This window comes from Janthinobacterium sp. GW821-FHT03C08, assembly GCF_059420905.1.
Genome location: NZ_JBWKUP010000016.1, coordinates 1 through 22626 on the forward strand (window position 1 = coordinate 1; position 22626 = coordinate 22626).

23 protein-coding genes are annotated in these 22626 nt (G+C 65.9%); 9 read left to right on the forward strand and 14 right to left on the reverse strand.

Going from position 1 to position 22626, the window contains the following annotated elements; translation table 11 throughout:
* Positions 1-33 precede the first annotated feature (33 nt).
* The 3 genes from AC07VL_RS21705 to AC07VL_RS21715 are packed head-to-tail and all read left to right on the forward strand — an operon-like array spanning position 34 to position 2266.
* Entirely contained in the window at positions 34-267 is a 234-nt protein-coding gene (locus tag AC07VL_RS21705; RefSeq protein WP_494807682.1) for a hypothetical protein, read from the forward strand.
* Between the two features lie 38 nt (positions 268-305).
* Positions 306-1571 carry a glycosyltransferase gene (locus AC07VL_RS21710; RefSeq protein ID WP_494807683.1) on the forward strand — a complete coding sequence of 422 codons (1266 nt, stop codon included), beginning with the start codon at positions 306-308 and terminating at the stop codon, positions 1569-1571.
* Positions 1568-2266 (forward strand): ABC transporter permease, encoded by a 699-nt coding sequence (locus AC07VL_RS21715; protein ID WP_494807684.1) that lies wholly within the window; start codon positions 1568-1570, stop codon positions 2264-2266. Before AC07VL_RS21710 ends, AC07VL_RS21715 begins: the two co-directional genes overlap by 4 nt.
* 9 nt (positions 2267-2275) lie before the next feature.
* Here AC07VL_RS21715 and AC07VL_RS21720 read toward each other — a convergent pair whose 3' ends face one another.
* The 8 genes from AC07VL_RS21720 to AC07VL_RS21755 all read right to left on the reverse strand — a co-directional run bounded on the left by AC07VL_RS21720 (position 2276) and on the right by AC07VL_RS21755 (position 9214).
* Positions 2276-2878 (reverse strand): hypothetical protein, encoded by a 603-nt coding sequence (locus AC07VL_RS21720; RefSeq protein ID WP_494807685.1) that lies wholly within the window; start codon positions 2876-2878, stop codon positions 2276-2278.
* 41 nt (positions 2879-2919) lie between these two features.
* Positions 2920-3657 carry a hypothetical protein gene (locus AC07VL_RS21725; RefSeq protein WP_494807686.1) on the reverse strand — a complete coding sequence of 246 codons (738 nt, stop codon included), beginning with the start codon at positions 3655-3657 and terminating at the stop codon, positions 2920-2922.
* Between the two features lie 138 nt (positions 3658-3795).
* Positions 3796-4242 carry a DUF6678 family protein gene (locus AC07VL_RS21730; protein ID WP_494807687.1) on the reverse strand — a complete coding sequence of 149 codons (447 nt, stop codon included), beginning with the start codon at positions 4240-4242 and terminating at the stop codon, positions 3796-3798.
* The gene (gene purT, locus AC07VL_RS21735; RefSeq protein ID WP_494807688.1) at positions 4242-5477 is read right to left on the reverse strand and encodes a formate-dependent phosphoribosylglycinamide formyltransferase; all 1236 of its coding nucleotides are present in this window, start codon (positions 5475-5477) and stop codon (positions 4242-4244) included. The genes AC07VL_RS21730 and purT overlap by 1 nt, the downstream gene beginning before the upstream one ends.
* A 111-nt stretch (positions 5478-5588) precedes the next feature.
* A complete protein-coding gene (locus AC07VL_RS21740) occupies positions 5589-6086 on the reverse strand; it encodes a VOC family protein (RefSeq protein WP_494807689.1) in 498 nt (165 codons plus the stop codon).
* A 217-nt stretch (positions 6087-6303) separates the two neighbouring features.
* A complete protein-coding gene (locus tag AC07VL_RS21745; RefSeq protein ID WP_494807690.1) occupies positions 6304-6843 on the reverse strand; it encodes a hypothetical protein in 540 nt (179 codons plus the stop codon).
* A 90-nt stretch (positions 6844-6933) separates the two neighbouring features.
* The gene (locus tag AC07VL_RS21750) at positions 6934-8514 is read right to left on the reverse strand and encodes a methyl-accepting chemotaxis protein (protein ID WP_494807691.1); all 1581 of its coding nucleotides are present in this window, start codon (positions 8512-8514) and stop codon (positions 6934-6936) included.
* Between the two features lie 250 nt (positions 8515-8764).
* Complete coding sequence (locus AC07VL_RS21755) at positions 8765-9214, reverse strand: hotdog fold thioesterase (RefSeq protein WP_494807692.1); 450 nt, start codon at positions 9212-9214, stop codon at positions 8765-8767.
* Between the two features lie 133 nt (positions 9215-9347).
* Here AC07VL_RS21755 and lpxO point away from each other — a divergent pair, with 133 nt between their 5' ends.
* The 6 genes from lpxO (at position 9348) to AC07VL_RS21785 (ending at position 15470) form a co-directional block, all read left to right on the forward strand.
* Positions 9348-10247 carry a lipid A hydroxylase LpxO gene (gene lpxO, locus AC07VL_RS21760; protein WP_290606169.1) on the forward strand — a complete coding sequence of 300 codons (900 nt, stop codon included), beginning with the start codon at positions 9348-9350 and terminating at the stop codon, positions 10245-10247.
* A 133-nt stretch (positions 10248-10380) separates the two neighbouring features.
* Positions 10381-10836, forward strand: a complete 456-nt coding sequence (locus AC07VL_RS21765) for a MarR family winged helix-turn-helix transcriptional regulator (protein WP_494807693.1) — start codon at positions 10381-10383, stop codon at positions 10834-10836.
* Positions 10837-11104: 268 nt separating this feature from the next.
* A complete protein-coding gene (locus AC07VL_RS21770; protein ID WP_494807784.1) occupies positions 11105-13426 on the forward strand; it encodes a glucose/quinate/shikimate family membrane-bound PQQ-dependent dehydrogenase in 2322 nt (773 codons plus the stop codon).
* Between the two features lie 86 nt (positions 13427-13512).
* Entirely contained in the window at positions 13513-13899 is a 387-nt protein-coding gene (locus AC07VL_RS21775; RefSeq protein WP_494807694.1) for a DUF6331 family protein, read from the forward strand.
* Between the two features lie 61 nt (positions 13900-13960).
* Positions 13961-14305 (forward strand): ISC system 2Fe-2S type ferredoxin, encoded by a 345-nt coding sequence (fdx, locus tag AC07VL_RS21780; RefSeq protein ID WP_494807695.1) that lies wholly within the window; start codon positions 13961-13963, stop codon positions 14303-14305.
* Between the two features lie 337 nt (positions 14306-14642).
* Positions 14643-15470 carry a DUF6624 domain-containing protein gene (locus AC07VL_RS21785; RefSeq protein WP_494807696.1) on the forward strand — a complete coding sequence of 276 codons (828 nt, stop codon included), beginning with the start codon at positions 14643-14645 and terminating at the stop codon, positions 15468-15470.
* A gap of 8 nt (positions 15471-15478) precedes the next feature.
* Here the strand turns inward: AC07VL_RS21785 and AC07VL_RS21790 are convergent, their stop codons facing one another.
* From AC07VL_RS21790 to AC07VL_RS21815, 6 genes are all read right to left on the reverse strand, one after another.
* Positions 15479-16048 (reverse strand): DUF1439 domain-containing protein, encoded by a 570-nt coding sequence (locus AC07VL_RS21790; RefSeq protein WP_494807697.1) that lies wholly within the window; start codon positions 16046-16048, stop codon positions 15479-15481.
* A 212-nt stretch (positions 16049-16260) separates the two neighbouring features.
* Positions 16261-17190 carry a hypothetical protein gene (locus AC07VL_RS21795; protein WP_494807698.1) on the reverse strand — a complete coding sequence of 310 codons (930 nt, stop codon included), beginning with the start codon at positions 17188-17190 and terminating at the stop codon, positions 16261-16263.
* Positions 17191-17229: 39 nt separating this feature from the next.
* Positions 17230-17673, reverse strand: a complete 444-nt coding sequence (locus tag AC07VL_RS21800; protein ID WP_494807699.1) for a hemerythrin domain-containing protein — start codon at positions 17671-17673, stop codon at positions 17230-17232.
* Positions 17674-17770: 97 nt separating this feature from the next.
* Positions 17771-19126, reverse strand: a complete 1356-nt coding sequence (gene prsR, locus AC07VL_RS21805) for a PEP-CTERM-box response regulator transcription factor (protein ID WP_494807700.1) — start codon at positions 19124-19126, stop codon at positions 17771-17773.
* A gap of 17 nt (positions 19127-19143) precedes the next feature.
* The gene (prsK, locus tag AC07VL_RS21810; protein ID WP_494807701.1) at positions 19144-21195 is read right to left on the reverse strand and encodes an XrtA/PEP-CTERM system histidine kinase PrsK; all 2052 of its coding nucleotides are present in this window, start codon (positions 21193-21195) and stop codon (positions 19144-19146) included.
* Positions 21192-22580 (reverse strand): TIGR03013 family XrtA/PEP-CTERM system glycosyltransferase, encoded by a 1389-nt coding sequence (locus AC07VL_RS21815; protein ID WP_494807702.1) that lies wholly within the window; start codon positions 22578-22580, stop codon positions 21192-21194. The genes prsK and AC07VL_RS21815 overlap by 4 nt, the downstream gene beginning before the upstream one ends.
* Between the last annotated feature and the right edge of the window lie 46 nt (positions 22581-22626).

The window sequence follows — 22626 nt, forward strand, 5'->3', positions numbered from 1 at the left end:
GGGGCGCAGTAGCCCGACGCGCCCGCGCCGGCCATGCTGCGGGCCCTGACGCAATTCCAGGGCAAGGTCCTGCTCATCCTGTCCGGCGACGACCTGGGCGCGCGCGAATGGAGCGCGCTGCTGGCCGCCGACGCGCACTGGCGCGCCGTGGCCGCCCGCGCCCAGTGGACGCAGGCGCGGGTCGATGGCGCCAACCATACCTTTGCCAGCGCCGCCTGGCGCGCCGACGTGGAGCAGCTGTGCGCGCGCTGGCTGCAGTCATGGTAGCGGGCGCGCCGACCGCGGCCCGACCAAGGCGGGTGCTGATGGTGGCGTATCACTTCCCGCCGCTGGCCGGCGGCAGCGGCATCCTGCGCACCCTGGGCTTCGCGCGCCACCTGCCCGACTGCGGCTGGCAGCCGCTGGTGCTCAGCCCCGGCCCCCTGGCCTACGCGCAGCACGGCGGCTCGCAGCTGGCGCGCATCGGCGCACAGACCACCGTGCGGCGCACCCTGGCGCTGGACGCGGCGCGCCACCTGGCCATCGCCGGGCGCTATCCCCGCTGCCTGGCGCTGCCCGACCGCTGGAGTTCCTGGTGGCTCAGCGCCGTGCCGGCCGGCCTGCGGCTGATCCGCCAGTACCGCCCGGACGCCATCTGGTCCACGTATCCCATCGCCACGGCGCACCTGATCGCCCTGACCCTGCAAAAACTCAGCGGCCTGCCGTGGATCGCCGACCAGCGCGACCCCATGCTGGACGACAGCGACCCGCTGGCGCCGTATCCGCCCGACCCTCGCCTGCACCGCATGCACGCGTGGATCGAGCAGCGCATCGCGGCGCGCAGCGCGGCCATCGTCTGCACCACGCCGGGCGCCATGGACGCGCACCGGCGGCGCCTGGCGCAGCTGCCGCACGAACGCTTTGCGCTGATCGAAAACGGCCATGACGACGAACTCGATGGCGAGGATGGTGCGCAAACGCTGCAAGGGCTGCCGGGGCCGCAGGGCCACCGCCGCCGCTTCCTGCTGCTGCACAGCGGCGTGGTCTACCCGTCCGAGCGCGATCCGCGGCCCCTGTTCCAGGCCTTGGCCCGGCTGCGCCGCGACGGCGTGCTGGACGCGCGCACCTTCCAGCTGGTGCTGCGCGCCACGGGCCACGACGCGTGGCTGGCCGGCCTGCTGGCCGACTACGGCATCGCCGACCTGGTGCGCCTGGCGCCTTTGCTGCCGCACGCCGAGGCGCTGCGGGAAATGCAGGGCGCCGACGGCTTGCTGCTGCTGCAGGCGGCCAACTGCAACGCGCAGATCCCCGCCAAACTGTATGAATACCTGCGCAGCCGCCGCCCCATCCTGGCGCTGACGGACCTGGCCGGCGACAGCGCGGCCAAGCTGCGCCACTGCGGCATCGACACGCTCGGCCAGCTGGCCTCGAGCGGCGACTGCGCGCGCGCCCTGCAGCGTTTCCTGGAACTGGCGCGCCAGGGCCGCGCGCCGCTGGCCAGCCCCGCCACCATCGCCCTGCAATCGCGGCAAGCCCGCAGCAATGCCCTGGCCGACTTGCTGGACCAGGTCAGCCACAGGAGTACGCCATGAAACACCTGATCCTCGCCTGCACCCTGGCCGCCGGCGGCGGCAGCGCCCTGGCGGCGGCAGACTGCCCGCCCTACGTCAAGCACACGCCAGGCGGCGACTACACGAGCGCGGAAGACCGCGGCGGCCTGTCCGTGGTCGAGAAATTCCATTTCTCGCGCGCCGTGGAAACGCTCACGCAAGGCATGACGGGCAGCCTGGGCGCCGACATCGGCTACACGCTGGAACACTTCCCGAACCACCACCGGGCGCTGGCGTCGATGGCCAAGCTGGGCCTGCGCCTGAAAAGCCCGCAGCCGCCCGGCGCCCGCTACACGGTCAGCTGCTTTTTCGAGCGCGCCATCGCCTACGCCCCGCACGACGTGACGGCACGCATGGTGTACGGCAGCTACCTGCTGGCCATGGGCCAGGATGCGGCGGCGCTGGAACAGCTGGACTCTGCCAGCCGCCTGGCGCCCGAACAGGCCACCATCCAGTACAACCTGGGCCTGATGTATGTCAAGAAGAAGGAATACGAGAAGGCCAGCGCGCACGCGCAAAAAGCCTACGCCCTGGGCTTTCCCCTGCCAGGGCTGAGGAACAAGCTGAAGGCGGCGGGCAAGTGGCGCGAGCCGGAGCCGGAGCCGGAGCCGGAGTCTGAGCCCGCACCGGAGCCAGTGTCGAAGCCAGCAGAGACACCGACGCCTAAAGTCGAATAAAACAGAAAATCAATTACGCCGCCGCTCTGGCCGTTTGATTACGTCTGCCTTTATCAGATGAGAGAAATCCTCGATAAGTTCTCTATGCAAAAAATGCAATTCGCGTTTCAGACCATCAACTTCCTGGGTTTTATCCTCAATCGTTTGCGCGCAAACATCATTGAGCAACAGAACTTGCAGTTCATCCTGAGCCTTCTCGAGGCCAATTTCAAACTGTTGCAATATATCAAATTGATCTCGATAACGCGTAAGTTCCGTTTGAAATTTCGCCTCTGCCTTGTTCAAAAAAGCAGTGACTATCAGTGAAATGGACAAGGGAATCGACAGAAACTCCAGCAACTTCTGCAACTTGACGTTAGACCAGAATGTATCTTGAGTGAGCCTTATAAAATCTGGCGAAAGATTTTTCACATGATTTTCCATCATTTTTTGATGGCTCAAAATATTTTCGTCCAAAAAAGTATGCAAGGAAAATGAAAAAATTAAAAGTCCAATCCCGATATAAAACATGAATGACGGCGATGCCCTCCAGCGCCAGGTCATATTATAAAAAAGCACTATGACGATGGAAAATGGTATAAAGGCACCGACCAGAAATAATACAATATCCATATTTAAAACCGAAGGAAAGTACCTGAAATTATTCTCAGGTTTTAGCGGGGAATGACGGCCGGCCGGCTGGCCACGCTCAGATGCCCCGTGGGCGAGGCGGCCAGCGCGGCGGCCAGGTCGCGCCGCGACTGCGCCTTGTCGGCGGCCGCGCCGATATGCGTCATTTCCGCCGGCTGCAGCGCGGTGACGGTGAGCAGCAGCACTGCGCCATATGGCGTGCCGAAGGACGCTGGAATGCCGGCCGCGCCCTGGGCCAGCAGCGCGCCCACCTGTCCGTCCTCGTCTTCCAGGCCTGCCGGCGCATCCCGCACGTCCAGCACCATCGACACGCTGCCGTGGCGCTGCACCAGCAAGTCGATGGAGCCATGGTCGGCCACGTTCTGGCTGACCTGGTAGATCACGTCGAACAGCCACGATGCTTGCACTGGATCGCCGTCGAAGGCGGACAGCGGCGCCTCGATGCACACTTCCAGCAAGTGGCCGCGCGGCACGAACACGTCGTCGTCATCCTCGAACGGATCGCTCAAGCCATCGCTGGCAATAACGATGGTGTCGGCGCGGCGGATCACCCTCCAGGCCTGGCGCAGCGACGGCCAGCGCGGGCCGCCCATGAAGGCGGGGTTGACCAGCGGCGCCAGCACGTCGGCATCCAAAGTGCCCAGGGTGGCATAGAAGGCGTCGCGCGCGGCGCAGGCCGTGGCCAGCATCTGCGCGCCCGCGGCCTTGCCGGTGACGGCGTCATCCGGTTGCGATACTTGTGGAATAGCGTTTTCAGGCATGTTATTAATCTATTATTTACGACACCTGACAAAACCGTAGCGAGCGGAAGGGAGAGGTGGCTAAGAAGCGCAACCGTACTCTGGTACGGTGAGCATTGCAGGCCGCCTATACCGACGCGCAGCAGGGTTGGTCGGGTGTCAATCAGCAGGCGGGAAGTCGCGATAATTGCGGGGCAAATAGCCCCAGATGCGCGCCACCCGGTCCCGCACCTCGAAATCGAAGCCGATGCGTTGGAGCTCCGGCACGATCCACACGCCGTGGTCGATGATGGTCTTCGGCAGCAGCATGGCCACGCGTTCTTCCGAGTACAGGCTGATGTCGAACCATTCCACGCCCATGAACGGGAATGGCGGGTGATAATCCCACTCCGTGTCCCAGCCCGACACGTAGCCGGAGACGGAACCGTAGCGGTAGGACGGCACCCAGTCGGCGCGCCCGCGCATGAAAGCCAGCAGTTCGTTCCACTTGCAGTCGTTGGCGGAGCCGGACAAATTGCGCCGCGCGATGTGGCCGCGCAGCTTGCGCTTGATGGCGTCGCCGCCGGCGTCGGCCTGCGGCAGGCTGGCATCGGCGATCGAAGCCATCAACGGGCGACGGGCTTGACTTTCGAGGCGGCCAGCACGGCGCGCGCGCGGGCCGTGTCGGTATCGTCGGCCGTCGCCAGCGCCACGCCCATGCGGCGGCGGGCGAACGATTCCGGCTTGCCGAACAGGCGCAGGTCGGCGCCCGGCACGTTCAAGGCATCCGCCACGCCCTCGAAGGCGATGCCCTTCGCCTCCACCTGGCCGTAGATGACGGCCGAGGCGGCGGGCCAGCGCAAGGCCACGTTGACGGGCAGGCCCAGGATGGCTTTCGCGTGCAGTTCGAATTCGCTCTGCACCTGGCTGGCCATGGTGACCATGCCCGTGTCGTGCGGACGGGGGCTCACTTCCGAGAACCACACCATGTCGTCCTTGACGAACAGCTCCACGCCGAACAGGCCCAGGCCGCCCAGGTCGTCCGTCACCTTGCGGGCGATGTCGCGCGCGCGCTCCAGCGCCAGCGGCGCCATGCGGGCCGGCTGCCACGATTCCACGTAGTCGCCCTGCACCTGCAGGTGGCCGATCGGCTCGCAGAACTGCGTTTCTATCTGTCCCGAGGCGCCCACGGCACGCACCGTCAGCAGCGTGATTTCGTAGTCGAAGTCGATGAAGCCCTCGACGATGACTCTGCCCGTGTCGACCCGGCCGCCGCTGGCCGCGTAGGCCCACGCCGTTTCCACGTCCTGCGGGCCGTCCAGCTTGGACTGGCCCTTGCCCGACGAGGACATGACGGGTTTTACCACGCACGGAAAGCCGATTTCCTGGCAAGCGGCCTGCAACTCCTGCAGGCTGCTGGCGAAGCGGTAGGGCGACGTCGCCACGCCCAGGGTCTCGGCGGCCAGGGTGCGGATGCCTTCGCGGTTCATGGTCAGCACGGCGGCGCGCGCGTTCGGGATGCAGGTGATCTGCCCCGCCGCTTCCAGCGCCGCCAGGGTATCGGTGGCGATGGCTTCGATCTCGGGCACGATCAGGTCCGGCTTTTCCAGGTCGATCAGGGCGGCCAGGGCCACGCCGTCGCTCATGTCGATCACGTGCGAGCGGTGCGCCACGGGGTGGCCCGGCGCGTTCGGGTAGCGGTCGACGGCGATCACTTCCACGCCCAGGCGCTGCAGCGCAATGATCACTTCCTTGCCCAGTTCGCCGGAGCCGAGCAGCATGACCTTGATGGCGGTGGAAGACAGGGGCGTGCCGAAAGTGCGCGGCGCGATGGTGCCGGTAGGAATGGTGCTGGTAGTCATGGGCAGGGTCTGTTGGGGGATGGAAAGATGGCTGGGACTATAACAAATGCCGGCCATCTTGGACAGGGCGCACGGCTGGCGTGCGCCCCGCGCCCTGCCGCGCGCGCCAGGCTAGCCCGCGTAGGCGCGCTTGATGGCGTCGATGTCGATTTTTTTCATGCCCATCATGGCTTTCATCACGCGCTGCGCCTTGACGGGATCGGGGTCCGTCAGCAGCTTGATCATGATGGTGGGCACGATTTGCCACGACACCCCGAACTGGTCCTTGAGCCAGCCGCACTGCTGCGCCTCCAGCGGCCCGCCTTCGGACAGCTGGGTCCAGTAATGATCGACCTCGTCCTGCGTCTCGCAATTGACCTGGAAGGAGATGGCTTCGGAAAACTGGAACAGGGGGCCGCCGTTCAAGCCCGTGAAGGTCTGGCCGTCCAGCTCGAACGCCACCGTCAGGACGCTGCCCGGCTCCTGGCCGTGGATTTCCCGGCCTTCCTCGCCGTAGCGCAGCACCTGGCCGATCTTCGAATTGGGGAAAATTCCCGTATAAAACAGGGCCGCCGCCTCGGCGTGGCCGTTGAACCATAAACACGGGGTAATCTTTTGTATGCTGTGCATGATGTCTCCCTTGGTCGCGCTGCGTAGTCGCTGCGTAGTCGCTGAATAGCCGATGATTGGCCGCTGAACAAGCAGTGCGCCGGCAGGCTGCCGGCACCTCTCCAATATAGTCACTTTCGCAGCCGCATGGCGCGCAGATCGGCATATTGCTGTCGCGCAATGGCGCCCCCTCAGGCCGCGCCGGTCACGCTGCCGTCTTTGCCAGGAACGGCGTGACTCAGCCGTCGAAGCCGTAGAACACGGCCACGAGGATGGCGATGTTGTTGCAGGCGCGCGAAAACGCCGTCGTCGTGTAGGCGGCGGCCACGCCCGGCCCCCGGCAGCGCAGGTAGACAAGGCTGAACATGGCGCCGGAACCCAGCGCGACGATGGCATGCAGCAAGCCGCCGCTGATGTAATGCACGATGCCCCACAGGACGGCGCCGACAAAGACGCTCAGGCGGCGGCCCGCGCCCAGGCGCTTGAGGATTTCCAGCGGCAGCAGCTGGCCGAGGAAGGTTTCCAGGATGGGAGAATAGATGACCACCCAGAAGACCAGCATGGGCAGCGACACTTCGCGCTTGAACTTGGCCAGGCCCGTATGCGCGCCCCAGTATTCGGGCGGCAGCAGCCATTTGGTGAGGAACAGGATGGCAAAGCACAGCAGACAGGTCAGCAGGCCCCAGCCCAGGCCGGCCAGGGCTTGCTGCAGCACGGGCGGCGCCGGCTTGTCGGCATCGTCCGGGCTGGACATATCGTGGCTGCTGCGCACTTGCATGGAAAGTCCTGGCGGTGGTCCAGCTTTCATTGTAGCGCGTAAAAGCACGTCCGGCACGCGGCGTGTCGCATGCCCCGCGCCTGCCCCGTCTCAGGCCGCCAGGCGCAGCGGGCCGCCGGCCGGCCTGGCCAGCTTGAAGATGCCCACTTCCTGCTCCAGCTGCGCCGCCTGCTGCTGCAGCTCGTGCGCGGCGGCCGCCGCCTGCTCCACCAGGGCCGCGTTTTGCTGGGTCACCCGGTCCATGTCGACGATGGCGCGGTTGACCTGCTCGATGCCGGCGCCCTGCTCCTGCGTGGCATGGCTGATCTCGGCCATGATGCCTGTCACCCGGCCGATGCCGGCCACCACGTCATGCATGGTGGCGCCCGCCTGCTCGACGAGCACGGTGCCCGTGCCCACCTTGCTGACGGAATCGTCGATCAGCGCCTTGATTTCACGCGCGGCGGCGCTGGAACGCTGCGCCAGGCTGCGCACTTCCGTGGCCACGACGGCGAAGCCGCGCCCCTGCTCGCCCGCGCGCGCCGCTTCCACGGCCGCGTTCAGGGCCAGGATATTCGTCTGGAAGGCGATGCTGTCGATCACGCCGATGATGTCGACGATCTTGTTCGACGAGGCATTGATCAGGCCCATGGTGTGCACCACTTCGGCCACGGCCTTGCCGCCCTGCTCCGACACGTGCGACGCTTCGCGCGCCAGGCGGTTGGCCTGCTGCGCGTGGTCCGCATTCTGGCGCACGGTGGAAATCAGCTCTTCCATCGACGAGGCCACCTCTTCCAGCGAACCGGCCTGCTGCTCCGTGCGCTGCGACAGGTCGCGGTTGCCCGAGGCGATTTCCGTAGATGCCATGGCGATGCTTTCCGTACTGTGGCGCACCTTGCCGACGATGGCGGCCAGGTTGTCGCGCATGGTCTTGATGGCAAACAATAAACTGCTGTCGTCGCCGTCGCGCGTGTGCACGTCGATGGCCAGTTCGCCCTGCGCGATGCGGCCCGCGATGGCGGCCGCATACGCCGGTTCGCCGCCCAGCTGGCGCAGCAGGCCGCGCGTGATGACGGTGGCGACGAAGATGCACACCAGTATGCTCAGCGCGGCCAGCACGCCGATCCAGCGCAGCGACTGGGCATGGATGGCGCGCGCGTCCGCACTCGCCTGTTCCGATTCGCGCTGCACGGATTTCAGTACGGCATCGATATCGGCGACGATCTGGCGCCGCAGGGGGCTGCACTCGTCGACGAGGAAAGTGCCGTACTGTTCCATCTGTCCCGCCGCGCGGAACTGGCGCGGACGCTGCAGTTCCTGCGCCATGGCCTGCAAGCCCTTGCTGACCTTGTCGAACATGGCGTCGCCGGCGAACCTGGGCGCCAGGCGGGCCAGCGCATCCAGGTACAGCGCCTTCTGGCTGTCGAGGATATCCAGTTCCTTCGCGGCGGCGGCCTGGTCATGGAAGATGTAGGCGTTGCGCGCTGCCAGGCCCGTCTGGTCCAGCGCTTCGCGCGCCACGTACAGCGGTTCGAGTTTTTCCAGCTGGACTTTTTCCTGCGCCTCCATGGCGCCGGCGATGGCGCCCATGCGCAGCAGCGCAAAGGCGGCCAGCACCAGCATCAGGAGGACCAGCGCGGCAAAGCCTGCGCTCAGGCGTGCGCCTATCGTCAGGCGATTGAATGACTTCATTGTTGTTATTGCCCTGTGTAAAGTTGATTGTTTGCCGGTCCAGCGGGACCGGCGGTCTGCTCGCCGTCGTCTTGCCGGTCCTGCATGGCGCAGGCCGGGCCTCCAACTGGCGTTTTTTGGGCAGTCAGCTTCTATTTCGGGGCAATGTGGGCGCGCGCGGAAGCTCCGCGCGGCTCATGAGCACACTGAATTATAAGCGAACAGCGTTCTGGATGATTCCACGCGTTCACTTCAAATGCCTTGACGCAAGTCAAGAGGCGCCGTCTCCGCCTGCCCCGGGCGCATCGATGACAGCCATGGTGATGCGCGAAATGCAGCACAGTCGGCCCTGCTCGTCGGCGATGCGGATTTCCCAAACCTGGCTGGTGCGGCCACGGTGGATGGGCGTGGCGCGGCCCGTGACGTGGCCGCCGCGCACGCCGCGCACGTGGTTGGCGTTGATTTCCTGGCCCACGCTCACCTGCCGGCGGCTGTCGAGGCAGGCATTCGCCGCCATGCTGCCCAGGGTCTCGGCCAGCAGCACGGAGGCGCCCCCATGCAGCAGCTTGAACGGCTGCATGGTGCGGTGGTCGACGGGCATGGTTGCCTCGATCCAGTCCGGCCCGAAGGCCGTGAAGGCGATGCCCAGGTGGCGCATGGCCGTGCCTTCGCTGGCGGCATTGAGCGTGGCCAGGTCGAGCGGTGCGTGCCAGATTTCCATTCTTATCCCTCGTCAGTGATGAAAGTGAGGTATTGTAGCCCTGCGCGCCGCTTCATGATTCCTTCACCCAGGTGCAGGAGGCCATGGCATTAACTGGTTATAATTGCCGCATTCTTTACAATCGGGGTTAGGTATGAAGTGGGCCTTGCTGGGCATTTTTGTGTTTTCCGTCTTACATATTCATTTTCGGGGCAAGGTGCGCCTGCCGTTCCGTCGCCAGATCTTCGATCACTCCTCGTTCATGTCGCCGCTGAACCTGTTCATGCACACCTTTTCCAAGGTGCCGGCCACGCCATATCTGTCCGTCGAGCAATTCCCGGAACTGGCGCCGCTGCAGCAGAACTGGCAGGTCATCCGCGATGAAGCGCTGCGCATGCAGGAAATGAAAAAGATCAAGGCGGCCGAAAAGAACAATGACGTGGGCTTCAATTCCTTCTTCAAGTATGGCTGGAAGCGTTTCTACCTGAAATGGTATGACGCCAACCACCCGTCGGCACAGCAGATGTGCCCGCAGACCTATGCCCTGCTGCAATCGATTCCATCGATCAAGGCCGCCATGTTCGCGGAACTGCCGCAAGGCGGCAAGCTCAACCCGCACCGCGACCCGTTTGCCGGCTCCCTGCGCTACCACCTGGGCCTGCAGACCCCGAACGACGACCGCTGCTTCATCGACGTCGATGGCGAACGCCACAGCTGGCGCGACGGCCAGGCCGTGATGTTCGACGAAACGTATATCCACTGGGCCCGCAACGACGCCGACAGCGACCGCATCATCCTGTTCTGCGACATCGAGCGCCCCATGCGCTACCGCTGGGCGCAGGCGCTGAACCGCTGGCTGGGCCGCACCCTGATGACGGCGGCCGCCTCGCCCAACGAACTGGGCGACCAGGTGGGCGGCGTGAGCAAGCTGTTCCAGATTTCCTGGACCATGGGCCAGTACCGCCGCCGCTTCAAGGCGTGGAACAAGACGGCCTACCAGGTGACGCGCGTGGCGCTGGTGGTGGGCATCATCGCCCTGATCTATTTCATTTAGTGCCAGCTTCCGGCATGAAAAAACCGCCTGCGGGCGGTTTTTTTGCGTTTACGGACAGGACGAAAAATACATAGCCTGCTATACATAATCAAATTATGATAGCATGCTATATTGTTTTCACTGAAAGCGTCCCATGATCGACTTCCAGAAAGCGCAGTCCGCCGGCCACATGACCAGCCGGGCGGCACGCCTCTTTGCCAGGGTCATCGAGCGCAAGCTCAAGCCCGTCGGCATGGCGCCCGGCCAGTTGCCCGTGTTTTACGAACTGGCCAACGGCGCGTTGCTGACGCAGAAAACATTGACAGCCGCCGCTGCCGTCGAGCAGCCGACCATGGCGGCCACCCTGGCGCGCATGGAACGTGACGGCCTGGTCAGCCGCCAGGCGGACCCCGGCGATGGGCGCAGCAGCCTGTTCGGCCTTACCCCGGCCGCCCTGCAGCAATCGCCCCTGATCAAGGAAGCCATTCATGCCAGCAACCGCGCCGCCCTCGCCGGTTTCAGCGCCGAGGAAGAACGCGCCTTGCTGTCCATGCTCAGCCGCATCATCGCCAATCTCGACAGCAAGAACGCCGCGCCCGGTTCGGGCTGACGGGCCGGCGTGCGCCGGGGCCGGTCCGATTGCGCTAGATTATATCCAGCCGACATGGCCATGCCGCCCGCCGCACCCGGCCTGCCCCGGGCCGCGCCTCGCCCGGCGCGGCTGGCGGCTCTTGCTGGGTTAACACCATGGCCAGCACCATCGGGCAGCACCAGGCCGCCCGCTCAACAACACAAAAGGAACCATCGTGAACCACAACAGTTCATCCCCACCTGCAGCCGCCGCGTCGCCGCTGCGCTACCTGCCGGCCCTGCTGCTCATGGCATCCGGCCTCTTCCTCGCCGTCGGCGGCGCCTGCCTGGCTTACCTGGGCGGCAGCTGGTTTTACTTGCCGATGGGTATCGCCACCCTGGCATCGGGCGTGCTCGTCTGGCGCAGCAAGCCGGCCGGCGCCCTGCTGTTCGGCGCCGCCTTCATCGTCGCCCTGATCTGGGCGCCCATCGACGCGGGCTGGAACTTCTGGCCCCTCGTGTCGCGCCTGTTCGTCTTCGGCGTACTGGCCCTGCTGGTGGCGCTCGCCTATCCAGGCCTGCGCCGCGCCGCCGGCTTGCCTGCTGGCAAGGGTGCGCACGCGCTGGCGGGCCTGATCGCCGTCTGCCTGGCCGTCACGGGCGTCAATTTCTTCCTGCCCAAGTCCGTCATCGAGGCGGACGTGGTGGCAGGCGTGACGCCCGTCGCGCCCGGCAAGGAACAGAAGAACTGGCTGCACTGGGGCAATACCACGGCCGGCAACCGCTTCGCCGCCCTGGACCAGATCAACAAGGGCAACGTCGGCCAGCTGACCCTGGCCTGGACGGCGCACACGGGTGACGTGCCGCAAAGCAATGGCTCCGGCGCGGAAGACCAGAACACCCCGCTGCAGGTGGGCGACACCCTGTATGTCTGCACGGCCTACGGCAAGGTGCTGGCCCTGGACGCGGACACGGGCGCCGAGCGGTGGAAGTACGACCCGCAAGGTTCCGCGCCGAACTGGCAGCGCTGCCGCGGCCTGGGCTACCATGAAGCGCCCGCCGCGCAATCGCTGCCCGCCACGGCGTCCGCCGGCGCCGCGCCGGCCGCCTGCCGCAAGCGCATCTTCCTGCCCACCATCGATGCGCGCCTGATCGCGCTCGACGCGGCCACGGGCCAGCCGTGCGCCGATTTCGGCGAGCGCGGCATCGTCGACCTGAAGGTGGGCATGGGCGAAGTCAAGCCCGGCTACTACCAGCAGACGTCGACGCCGCTGATCGCGGGCGACCTGATCGTCGTCGGGGGCCGCGTGGCCGACAATTTCTCCACGGGCGAGCCGCCCGGCGTCGTGCGCGCGTACGACGTGCGCACGGGCGAACTGGCCTGGGCCTGGGACCCGGGCAATCCGGCCATCACGAAACTGCCGCCGCCGGGCGAAACCTACACGCGCGGCACGCCAAACGTGTGGTCGGCCATGTCGTATGACGCCCAGCTGGACACCATCTACCTGCCGACCGGCAATGCGACGCCCGACTTCTTCGGCGGCACGCGCACGGCGCTCGACGACAAGTACAGCTCGTCCATCGTCGCCGTCAACGCGAAAACGGGCCAGGTGCGCTGGACCTTCCAGACCACCCACCACGACCTGTGGGACTTCGACCTACCGGCCCAGCCGCTGCTGTACGACATTCCTGACGGCAAGGGCGGCACCCTGCCAGCGCTGGCGCAGGTGACGAAACAGGGCGAGATCTTCCTCATCAACCGGGTCACGGGCCAGCCCATCGCCCCCGTGGAAGAACGTCCCGTGCCGCAAGGCAACGTGCCCGGCGAGCGCTATTCGCCAACGCAGCCGTTTTCCGTCGGCATGCCGTCGATCGGCAATGCCACCCTGCACGAGTCCGACATGTGGGGCGGCACGGTCTTTGACCAGCTGCTGTGCCGCATCGAATTCAAGGGCATGCGCCACGAAGGCGTGTACACGCCGCCGGGCCTGGACCGTTCGCTGCAATTCCCCGGCTCGCTGGGCGGCATGAACTGGGGAAGCGTCTCCGTCGACCCGACCACCAATTACATGTTCGTCAACGACATGCGCCTGGGCCTGGCCAACTACATGATCCCCCGCGCCGCCATTCCGAAAAACGCCAGCGGCATCGAGATGGGCGTCGTTCCGCAGGAAGGCACGCCATTTGGCGCCATGCGCGAACGTTTCCTCTCGAAAGCGGGCATTCCTTGCCAGAAACCGCCCTTCGGCACCATGTCGGCCATCGACCTGAAAACCCGCAAGCTCGTCTGGCAGGTGCCCGTCGGCACGGTGCAGGATACGGGTCCGATGGGCATCCGCATGAAAATGCCGATTCCCATCGGCATGCCGACCCTGGGCGCGTCGATGTCGACGCAATCGGGCCTGCTGTTCTTTGCCGGCACGCAGGATTTTTACCTGCGCGCCTTCGACAGCGCCACCGGCAAGGAAATCTGGAAGCAGCGCCTGCCCGTGGGCAGCCAGTCCGGCCCCATGACCTATGTCTCGCCGAAGACGGGCAAGCAGTACATCGTCGTCAGCGCCGGCGGCGCGCGCCAGTCGCCGGACCGCGGCGACTACGTGCTCGCTTACGCCCTGCCCGACAAGAAATAGGCGGCAGCGCCATCGCCTGTAAAAAAAACCGCCTTCGGGCGGTTTTTTTTATAATGCCATGCCACCGACCAGGAGAATCTTGAAAAATGCCCGAACGCGACCGCCAGTACGATATCCAGATTGCCGACGACAGATGGATCGAATTCATCGATCTTGACGGCCGCTATGACCAGGCGATCGACATCGATGCCTTGCTGGGAGAACTGTGGCCGCTGATCTGCCGGCTGGAAACGCATTGCGTGGCCGGCTGCTGCGGCTTCGACGCCTACGATTTTACGCGCGCAGCCATCGATACGGCCTTGCTGGAACTTGATCGCGCGCAGCTGCATGCCGCCTGCGCAGCGGCCAAGGCGGCCGTGACGGCGGTGGCCGGCGATGTCTTGCTGAGTAACACGATGAACCACTTTGCGGATAAACGCGTGTTCTTGCAGTTGCTCGAGCATCTCGACGCGTGCATCGTCGCAGGGACTTGACCTTGCCAAGGCGGGAAGGTCCAAGGTGACGGTATTGCAAGATAACCGAGGAGAATCCCGCATGCCAAAAATCACCGTACTGCCCCACCCCGACCTGGCGCCCGACGGCGCCGTATTTGACGCGCCCGAGGCCACCAGCCTGTGCGACGCATTGCTGCAGCATCAGATTGACATGGAACACGCCTGCGGCCAGGTGGGCGCCTGCTCCACCTGCCACGTCATCGTGGTGCAGGGTTTCGGCTCGCTCAGCGGCTTGGGCGATTATGAGGAAGACATGCTCGACCAGGCCTGGGGCTTGCAGCCCCGGTCACGCCTGGCGTGCCAAGCGCGCCTGAGCACGCAGGACGTGACGCTGGAACTGCCCAGGTACACCCTCAATCATGCGAGGGAGGTGCCCGGCTCATGACGGGGCGCCCGCTGCAGCCTGCCTGGCAGTGGCGGCGACAGGACCGCAGTCGAGCTGCCCCAGCCTGGAATCGGCTGCATTCGTCCAGCCCGTTTCGCGGCAAGGCGTTGCCTCCGCGGTCGACGGCATCGGCGTACTCGTGCATGCTGCCAGGGTGGCGCCGAACATCGGGGCAGCGAGTGTGCGTCGCCTATATTCCGCATCATCTTATTGAACAGTTCACATTGCCAAAATGAAATAAAATGCTGCGGGGCCGGCCGGCATGGCCAGGCAGAAAACCTGACAACCACTGCCTGCGGCACGCTATGATTCCGTATCACCCCGATAGAAAGCCTGCATGAAACTGCCCGCCTGCTGCCTGCTCGCCGCTATTCTTGGCGGCATGGCCCATTCCAGTCATGCGGATGATGCGCTGACACAGACCACCATGTCGCTCCATTCCGCCGGCAAGCCTGTTGCCGGATTGATCTTCCCGATCGGCACGAAGATCGCGCTGTCGGCCGTCGCCAACGCCATGGAGAGCGGCGCGCACCATGCCCGCTACACGGGCAACGTGCAAGGCCGCTTCACGCCGCCGGCCGGGCAGCAGATCATCGTCTTCGGCGAAGAGCTCGTGCTGAGTACCGAGGCGATCAGTGCCGAACGGGCCAGAGCCGTCCGCGACATCGAGGCGATGGCCGGCTCCGACCAGCTGTACCGAGGACGGTCGCCGAGCGGCGACCTCACCCCGGCCGAATGGCAGCAGCAGACGGCCCTGGACAGCGCCAACATGACGCGGCTGGCGCAAATCATCGCTGCCTACGGCTGGCCGGGCCTGCGCTTCGCCGGCGCCGGGTCGCAGACCGCTTTCCTCGTCCTGCAGCACGCCGATCACGCCAGCCAGCGCACCTACCTGCCGCTGCTGCGCGACGCGGTCAGGCGCGGCGACGCCATGGGCAGCCATCTGGCGATGCTCGAGGACCGTGTGCGCATCGCCGACGGCAAGCCGCAGCTGTACGGCAGCCAGGTGCATACCAATCCGCTGCGCCTGGCGCCCATCGAGGATGAGGCGCAGGTCGACGCGCGCCGCCGCAGCATCGGCATGGAACCGCTGGCCGACTACGCGAAACGCTTTGGCCTGGACTATGTTTCCAAGGAAACCAAAGAACGGCCCGTGGCCGACTAACGGATGCCTTATTTCACCGGCTCGAACGTCACCGTCAAGCCGCTGCCCGTGGTGCGGATCTGCGTCGGCACGAATTGCACGCCCGCGTAGCGCAGTTCGTCCGGCTTGAAGGTGTAGATGGGTGTTTCATGCATGAGCTGGTCGGCCACGAGGCTGGCCACCTTGGCGAACTGGCGCTGCTGCGACTCGTCCATGCCGTCGATGCTCACCTTGTCCACGCTCGCTTCGCTCAGGTAGACGGCGTTGCGCCGGGGATCGAGCACGAGGCGGCCGGACATGGCCAGGTTGCCGCGCCAGTTCTGGCGGATGAAGGGCGGCGCGACGCTGGCATCGATGCTGAGGGCGACGCGCTCGCGTTCGGGCTGCAGCGACAGCTGCGGATGCGTCAGCTTGACGTCCAGCACGGACAGCACGCGCTTGTCGATGGGAAAGCGGCGCTCCAGGCCTTGCTGCATCTTGGCGAGCGGCACGTTCACGTCGCGCGGGCCGATCAGGGTGGAGCACGAGGCCAGCACGGCGCAGGCAGCGGCGGCGACGGCGGCGGTTTTCAGCAAGGGACGGATGATGCTCACGTTCATGGATGGTCTCGGTGGAAAGATGGCGCTATCTTACACACGCGCCCGCTTTCACACAAAAAAACCGGCCCCGCCTTGCAGCGGAGGCCGGTTTTTTTTACGCTTGCCCGCTTAACGCACGAACAGGGCGATCAGGATCACGATGGGCAGCGGGATGCCCAGCAGCAGCAAGAGGATGGAACGCATGGCAGACTCCTTGAATGATGGGGGGATGATTAAATGGTGACGTGGCGCAGCACGCGTTCATGGTCGCGCTGGCGGCCGCCAAACGTTGCCGCCAGGCTGGCCACGAAGGCGCCCAGCAGCAGGGCCACGAACATCCACAGGGCCGTATGGGCGCCCGCCTTGCGCGCCGTTTCAGCAGTTTGCTGGGCGGCAGCCTTGGCATCGGCGGCGGCCTTGGCGGCGCGGCCATACACGGCATCGACGCGCGCTTCCGCTTCCGCCTGGCTCAGGCCCGTGCGCTTGGCCACGAGCTGGCCCAGGTAGGCGCGGTCATCGGCAGACAGGCTGCCCGTGGACAGGCCCGTGGCGAAGATCTTGCCGATCTCGACGCGCTGGTCGGCGACCGTCACGCCGGGGTCCGTGACGGCTGGCGTGCCGGCAGCGGCAGGCGCCGGGGCGGCGCGCAGCAGCATGTCGGAGAAATAGTCGAGCGGATTGGCGCTGCTGCCCTCGCCCGCCTTGGCGCCGGCCGCCGCTGCGCCCGCCCCGACGGCCGGGGCAACAGCCGCCGCCACGCCGCTGCCCGCATCGATGGCGCCGCTCAGCACGGCGCGCGTGCCGCCCGCCAGCAGGGCCACGGTGACCAGGGTCGCCACGGCCCAGGCCAGCAAGCCGTGCGCCGTATCGCGGAAATGCACTTCATCCGTATGGATGGCGCTCCATTTCACGCGCAGGCGGCCCGCCATGTAGCCGCCGATGCCGGACGCGGCCAGCTGCATGAAGGCCAGCCAGGCGATGGTGGACACGCCGATGGCCGTCGCATTGAACGACCAAGGCGACACGGACGACAGGCCCAGGCCCACGCCGAGGATCAGCAGGATGAAGGACAAGGCGGCCGCCGCCGCAGCGCCCGCCAGCACGGCGCCCCAGGACACGCCCGGATTGTTCAAGTCCGAAACGGACAATTGTGTAGCTTGCATGGAATACTCCCTTGGTTGGTAATTGGTTTTATGCAGTGCTCAGGCAGGTGCGCCCATCAGCTGCTCCTTGCGCGCCGCCATTTCCTGGCCCAGCGCGTCGAGGTCGACGGCCGTGTGGCGCACCTTGGGAAACATGTCGTTTTCCTCTTCCTTGACGTGGTGTTCGATCTGCTCGGACAGCACCTTGACCTTGGCGTCGTACAGGTCGTCGGCCGGGTCCATCGCTGCGATCTGCGCGATGAGCTCCTTGGCGCTGGCGTGCTCGACGACGGCTTCGTCCATCAGGTCGCCATCGTGGATGGGACGGCGCACGGCCGGATAGAAGATTTCTTCTTCCAGCTGCGTGTGCACGGTCAGTTCCTGGCAGATCTGGTCGGCCAGCCTTTTCTTCGTCGCAAAGGAGCGGTCGCTCAAGCCTTCATATTCGGCAAACAGGGCCTTGACGGCCTTGTGGTCCTTCATCAATAAACTGATCGCATTCATGGCGCCTCCTCGTTGTAGATGAGGCAAGGATGCGCCACGGCGGCGCCAGCGTATGTGCGACGCCTTACACAATCTTGATTTTTAATACACTGCCTGCCTACTTGATGCCGTGGTGGTTCATCAGGTCGTACAGGGTGGGCCGGCTCACGCCCAGCAGGTCGGCGGCCCTGGCGATATTGCCGTCGGCCCGCGCCAGGGCGCGCACCATGACCTTGTATTCGGCCGCGTCGCGCGCCTGGCGCAGGTTCAGCGGTTCATCCGCGGGCGCCGCCTGGGCGCTGGCGGGCAAGCCCAGGTCGTCGGCGGCGATCTGCGGGCCGTCGCTCATGATGACGGCCCGCTTGATGCAGTTTTCCACCTCGCGCACGTTGCCGGGCCAGCCATAGCTTTCAATCAGCTGCAGCGCGCCGGCGCTGAAGTGCAGGCTGCCGCGCCCTTCGCTGGCGCAGAACTTGTTCTTGAAATGCTGGGCCAGCAGGGCGGCGTCGCCGGCCCGCTCGCGCAAGGGCGGAATGCGCAGGACGATTTCGCTGAGGCGGTAGAACAGGTCTTCGCGGAAACGCCCCTGTGCCGCCAGCACCTTCAGGTCCTGGTGCGTGGCGCAGACGATGCGCACGTCGACGGCGATCTCGCCCCGCCCGCCCACCCTTTCGATCACCCGTTCCTGCAGGAAGCGCAACAGTTTCGCCTGCAGCGCCATCGGCATGTCGCCTATCTCGTCGAGAAAGAAGGTGCCGCCGTGGGCCAGTTCGATCTTGCCCAGGGTTTGCCGGGCCGCGCCCGTGAACGCGCCCCGCTCGTATCCGAACAGCTCGCTTTCCAGCAGGTTGTCCGGGATCGCCGCGCAATTGATGGCGACAAAACGCTGCGCGTGGCGGCTCGACAGCGCGTGCAGGCCCCGCGCAATCAATTCCTTGCCGCTGCCCGAGTCGCCCAGCAGCATCACGCTGGCCGACGAGGGCGCCACTTTTTCCACGCTGCGGCACAGTTTGAGCATGCCGGGATCGCGGCTGACGATGCCGGCCAGGGGCGAATCGGCCTGCGTCTGCAGCATGCGGCGGTTTTCCTGCTGCATGGCGTGCAGGTAGAAGGCGCGGGCGATGACCAGGCCCAGCATGTCCGCATCGAAAGGCTTCTGGTGGAAGTCGTAGGCGCCCAGGGCGATGGCCTTCAAGGCATGCGCCCGCTCCTGGTTGCCCGACAGAATGATGACTTTCGTGTCCGGCGCCAGCGCGAGGATGTGCTGCAGGGTAGCCAGGCCTTCCGTGGCGCCGTCCGGGTCGGGCGGCAAGCCCAGGTCCATCGTCACGACGGCCGGCTGGTGGCGCCGCACCAGCGCCAGCGCCGCTTCGCGCTCGCCCGCCAGCAGCACCTCGTAGGCGTCAAAGCTCCAGTGCAGCTGCTTTTGCAGGCCGGGATCGTCTTCGATGACGAGCAGTTTTTGCTTGGCCATGCTTGTCCTTTCTGGTGTCACGCGGCGTGCAGGGGCAGGATCACGCGGAACGTCGTGCCCGCCTGCGGCGCGCTGCGCACTTCCAGGCTGCCGCCCACTTCGCGGATGTATTCGCGGCTCTCGAACACGCCGATGCCCATGCCCGCCGTCTTGGTCGTGTCGAAGGGCTTGAACAGCCGTTCGCGGATGAATTGCTCGCTCATGCCCTGGCCCGTATCGTCCAGCTCCACGACGGCGCTCTGGCGTTCGCGCAGCAGGCGCACGGCCACCGTGCCATCGCCGGGCGTCGCTTCGATGGCGTTCTGGATCAGATGGCCCAGCACCCGTTCCAGGCGCGCCCGGTGGGCCAGCACCGTCAGGCCGCCATCGACGATTTCCAGCCGCGGCGTGGGCGCCAGGCTGGCCTTGGCCGCCACGGCCTGGCGCAGCAGGCCATCGAGCTGCAAGGGCGCGGGCGCCTCGGCCGCTTCGCCCAGCGCCAGCTTTTGCAGCAGGGTCTTCATTTTCTGCACGGAATGGTCCAGGGTGCCCAGCATGTCTTCCTGGAAGGCGGGATTGGCGCGGTGCCTTTCCGCATTGCTCAATAACAGGGACAGCTGGAACACGAGGTTTTTCAGGTCGTGCACGATGAAGGTGGACATGCGGTTGAACGACTCGAACTGGCGCGACACCATCAGCGAGTCGAGCGATTCGCGGTGCGCCAGGTAGCTGGCGGCCTGGCTGCCGGCGATTTTCAGCACGTCGCGGATCTCCCAGTTCAGGCCGATGGGCGTGCGGGGCCGCGCCAGGGCGACAAACGCGAACAGCTGGCCGTGCAGCATCAGGGGCACCAGCAGCCACACGTCCGGCAGGGCCAGCAGCGCGGGCGGCAGGATCAAGCCGCCGTACTGGCGCGGATGCTGCCTGCAGCCGGGCACGTCGATCACCCACTGCCTTGCTTCGAGGAACTGGCACAGGGAACCGGACGCCGGCTCGCTCCAGGCCGGCGGCGGCCAGTTCCAGCTGGCGGCCGGGGCAAACTGTCCCTGTTCGCGCAAGATCCACAGGGCGCCGGCGCGGCTTTCCACCAGTTGCGCGACGGCCTGTATCGTCCGTTCGCCCAGGGCCGGCCCATCCTCGGAGAGGGCCCGCGTAAAGCGCAGCCATTCCTCGCGGTAATCGAAGATGGCATTATAAAAATGCTTGTTGATGCTGACCTTGAGCTTGGCGCGCAGGCTGCCGGAAAACAGCACGCCCGCCAGCAGCATTGCCGCGCCGCCCAGATAGGCCATCTGCATCAGCGCGCCCCAGGTGCCGCCGAAATAGCGCAGGTAATAGGCGCTGGCCGCCATGGCCAGCAGGTAGATGGCCGAGCCCAGCAGGGCCGCCGAGCGGTACAGCATCTGGCGCGAGACGGACAGGCCCAGCGCCCAGCCCGGATTGCGGGCCGCCGAGACGGCCAGCAGCGGCGCGCACAGGGCGTCGACGATGCCGCGCGCGGCCCAGATATCTTCATTGATCGCGCGGAACAGCAAGGCGTCGCTGTACAGGTAAAAGTCATAGGCAAACAGGCCGCCCACGCCCAGGCAGGCGAACTTGATGCCCCAGCGCGTCAGCGGCGGCGTGTTGCGGTACCACTGTTCCACCAGCAGCATGCCCAGCACGGCCAGCAGCAGCCGGCAGGCGCTGGCGATGATGCGCGCAGGCAAAGGCAGCGCCAGCCAGGACGAGGCCACGGAGCACAGCCACGGCGCCAGAGCGATGACGGCGATGCCCGCCACGATGGCGCGCAGGCGCGCCCGCGCTGGCGCCATCAGCAGCAGCAAAAAGACCAGCCAGGCCAGGGTGCGCAGCGTTTCCAGCGCATCGCCGGCCGGCGCCAGGCGCCGCTCCAGCAGCACCAGCACCACCGTGCCCGTGGCCCAGGCCCCCGTCGCCAGGCAGGCAGCCAGCAAGGCACGTGCATGCTGCCGCGCGCGCCAGTTGCTGATGAGCAGCAGTGCCAGGGCGAAAAACGCCAGCGAGGCGAGGCCGTGGCTGAGCGCCGCCGCGTCGGCCGCCGCCAGCCAGGCCGGCTGCGCCCGCATCATCGGCTGCCCTTGCCAAACAGCACCACCTGCACCGTGTCGAGCAGGATCAGCAAGTCGAGGAAGAGGCTGTTGTTCTTCACGTAATACAGGTCGTACTGCAGTTTTTTCACGGCATCGTCGACGGAGGCGCCATACTGGTAGCGCACCTGCGCCAGGCCCGTGATGCCGGGCTTGATGTTGTGACGAATGTTGTAGTACGGCACCTGCTCCTTCAATTGCTCGACAAAATATGCGCGCTCGGGACGGGGGCCGACAAAGCTCATCTCGCCGCGGAACACATTGAGCATCTGCGGCAGTTCGTCGATGCGCAGCTTGCGGATCAGCTTGCCCACGCGCGTGATGCGCGCATCGTCGGCCTGCGCCCACACGGGCTTGCCCTCGCGCTCGGCATCGCAGCGCATGCTGCGGAACTTCAGCACGTTGAACGGCAAGCCGTCGCGCCCCACCCGCTCCTGCTGGTAAAACACGGGGCCGCCGTCTTCCAGGCGGATGCAGACGGCCGCCGCCAGCATCACGGGCAGCGCCGCCAGGCAGATGACGCTGCTGGCGGCCAGGTCGAACAGGCGCTTCGAGGCGGCGCGGACAAAGCTCTGGTCGAAGCCGCCGCCATAGATCAGGTAGCTGGGCTGCAGGGAATCGATGCGGATCTGGCACGCTTCGCGCTCGAAGAAGGTGGCCGCGTCGATCACCTTCACGCCGCCCAGCGCGCATTCGAGCAGTTGCTTGGCGGGAAATGCGCCATTGCGCCGGTCGCTGACGGAGACGACGATTTCATGCGCATCGTGGCGCTGGGCCATGGCCAGCAGGGATGGTTCGGCCGGCAGCAGGGCCGTGGCCGGCACGCAGCGCTGCTCGCCCGCCACGTCGATGCAGCCCACCACCGTGAACTGGTGGAAACCGATCTTGCTGGCCGCCAAGTCCATGCATTCGCGCGCCAGGGCGCCGCCGCCTACGAGGATGAGGCGGCCCTCCATCAGCGCCGACTGCGAGGATTTGAACACCACCAGGCGCGCCAGCAGCACGCCGATGGCGCCCAGACCGAAGATCAGCACGCTGCCGCGCCCGAAATGCAGGGAGGGAACGAAGCGTATCAGCACGCTGAGCACGGCAAAGCCCAGCGCGAACGAGGGCAGGATGCGCAGCAGGGTGTTGCGGATGTCTTCGCGCGAACGGTGCTGGTACATGCCCAGCGCGCTCATGCTGAGCACGATGACGAGGGTGAAGATGGTGGACGACAGGTAGACCTCGCTCACCCGCACGAGGCGGCTGCCGTCCGCCAGCCATAGCAGGGACGTGAGGGTGGCCGACAGCAGCAGGATCAGGATTTCCAGCAACAGCAGGATAAACGCTGTTTTCGACACGTAATGGCTGAAGATGCGGATCATGGGACCTCCTGCGGCAAAAGGCACCGGGCCGCCCGCAAGGCGGTCT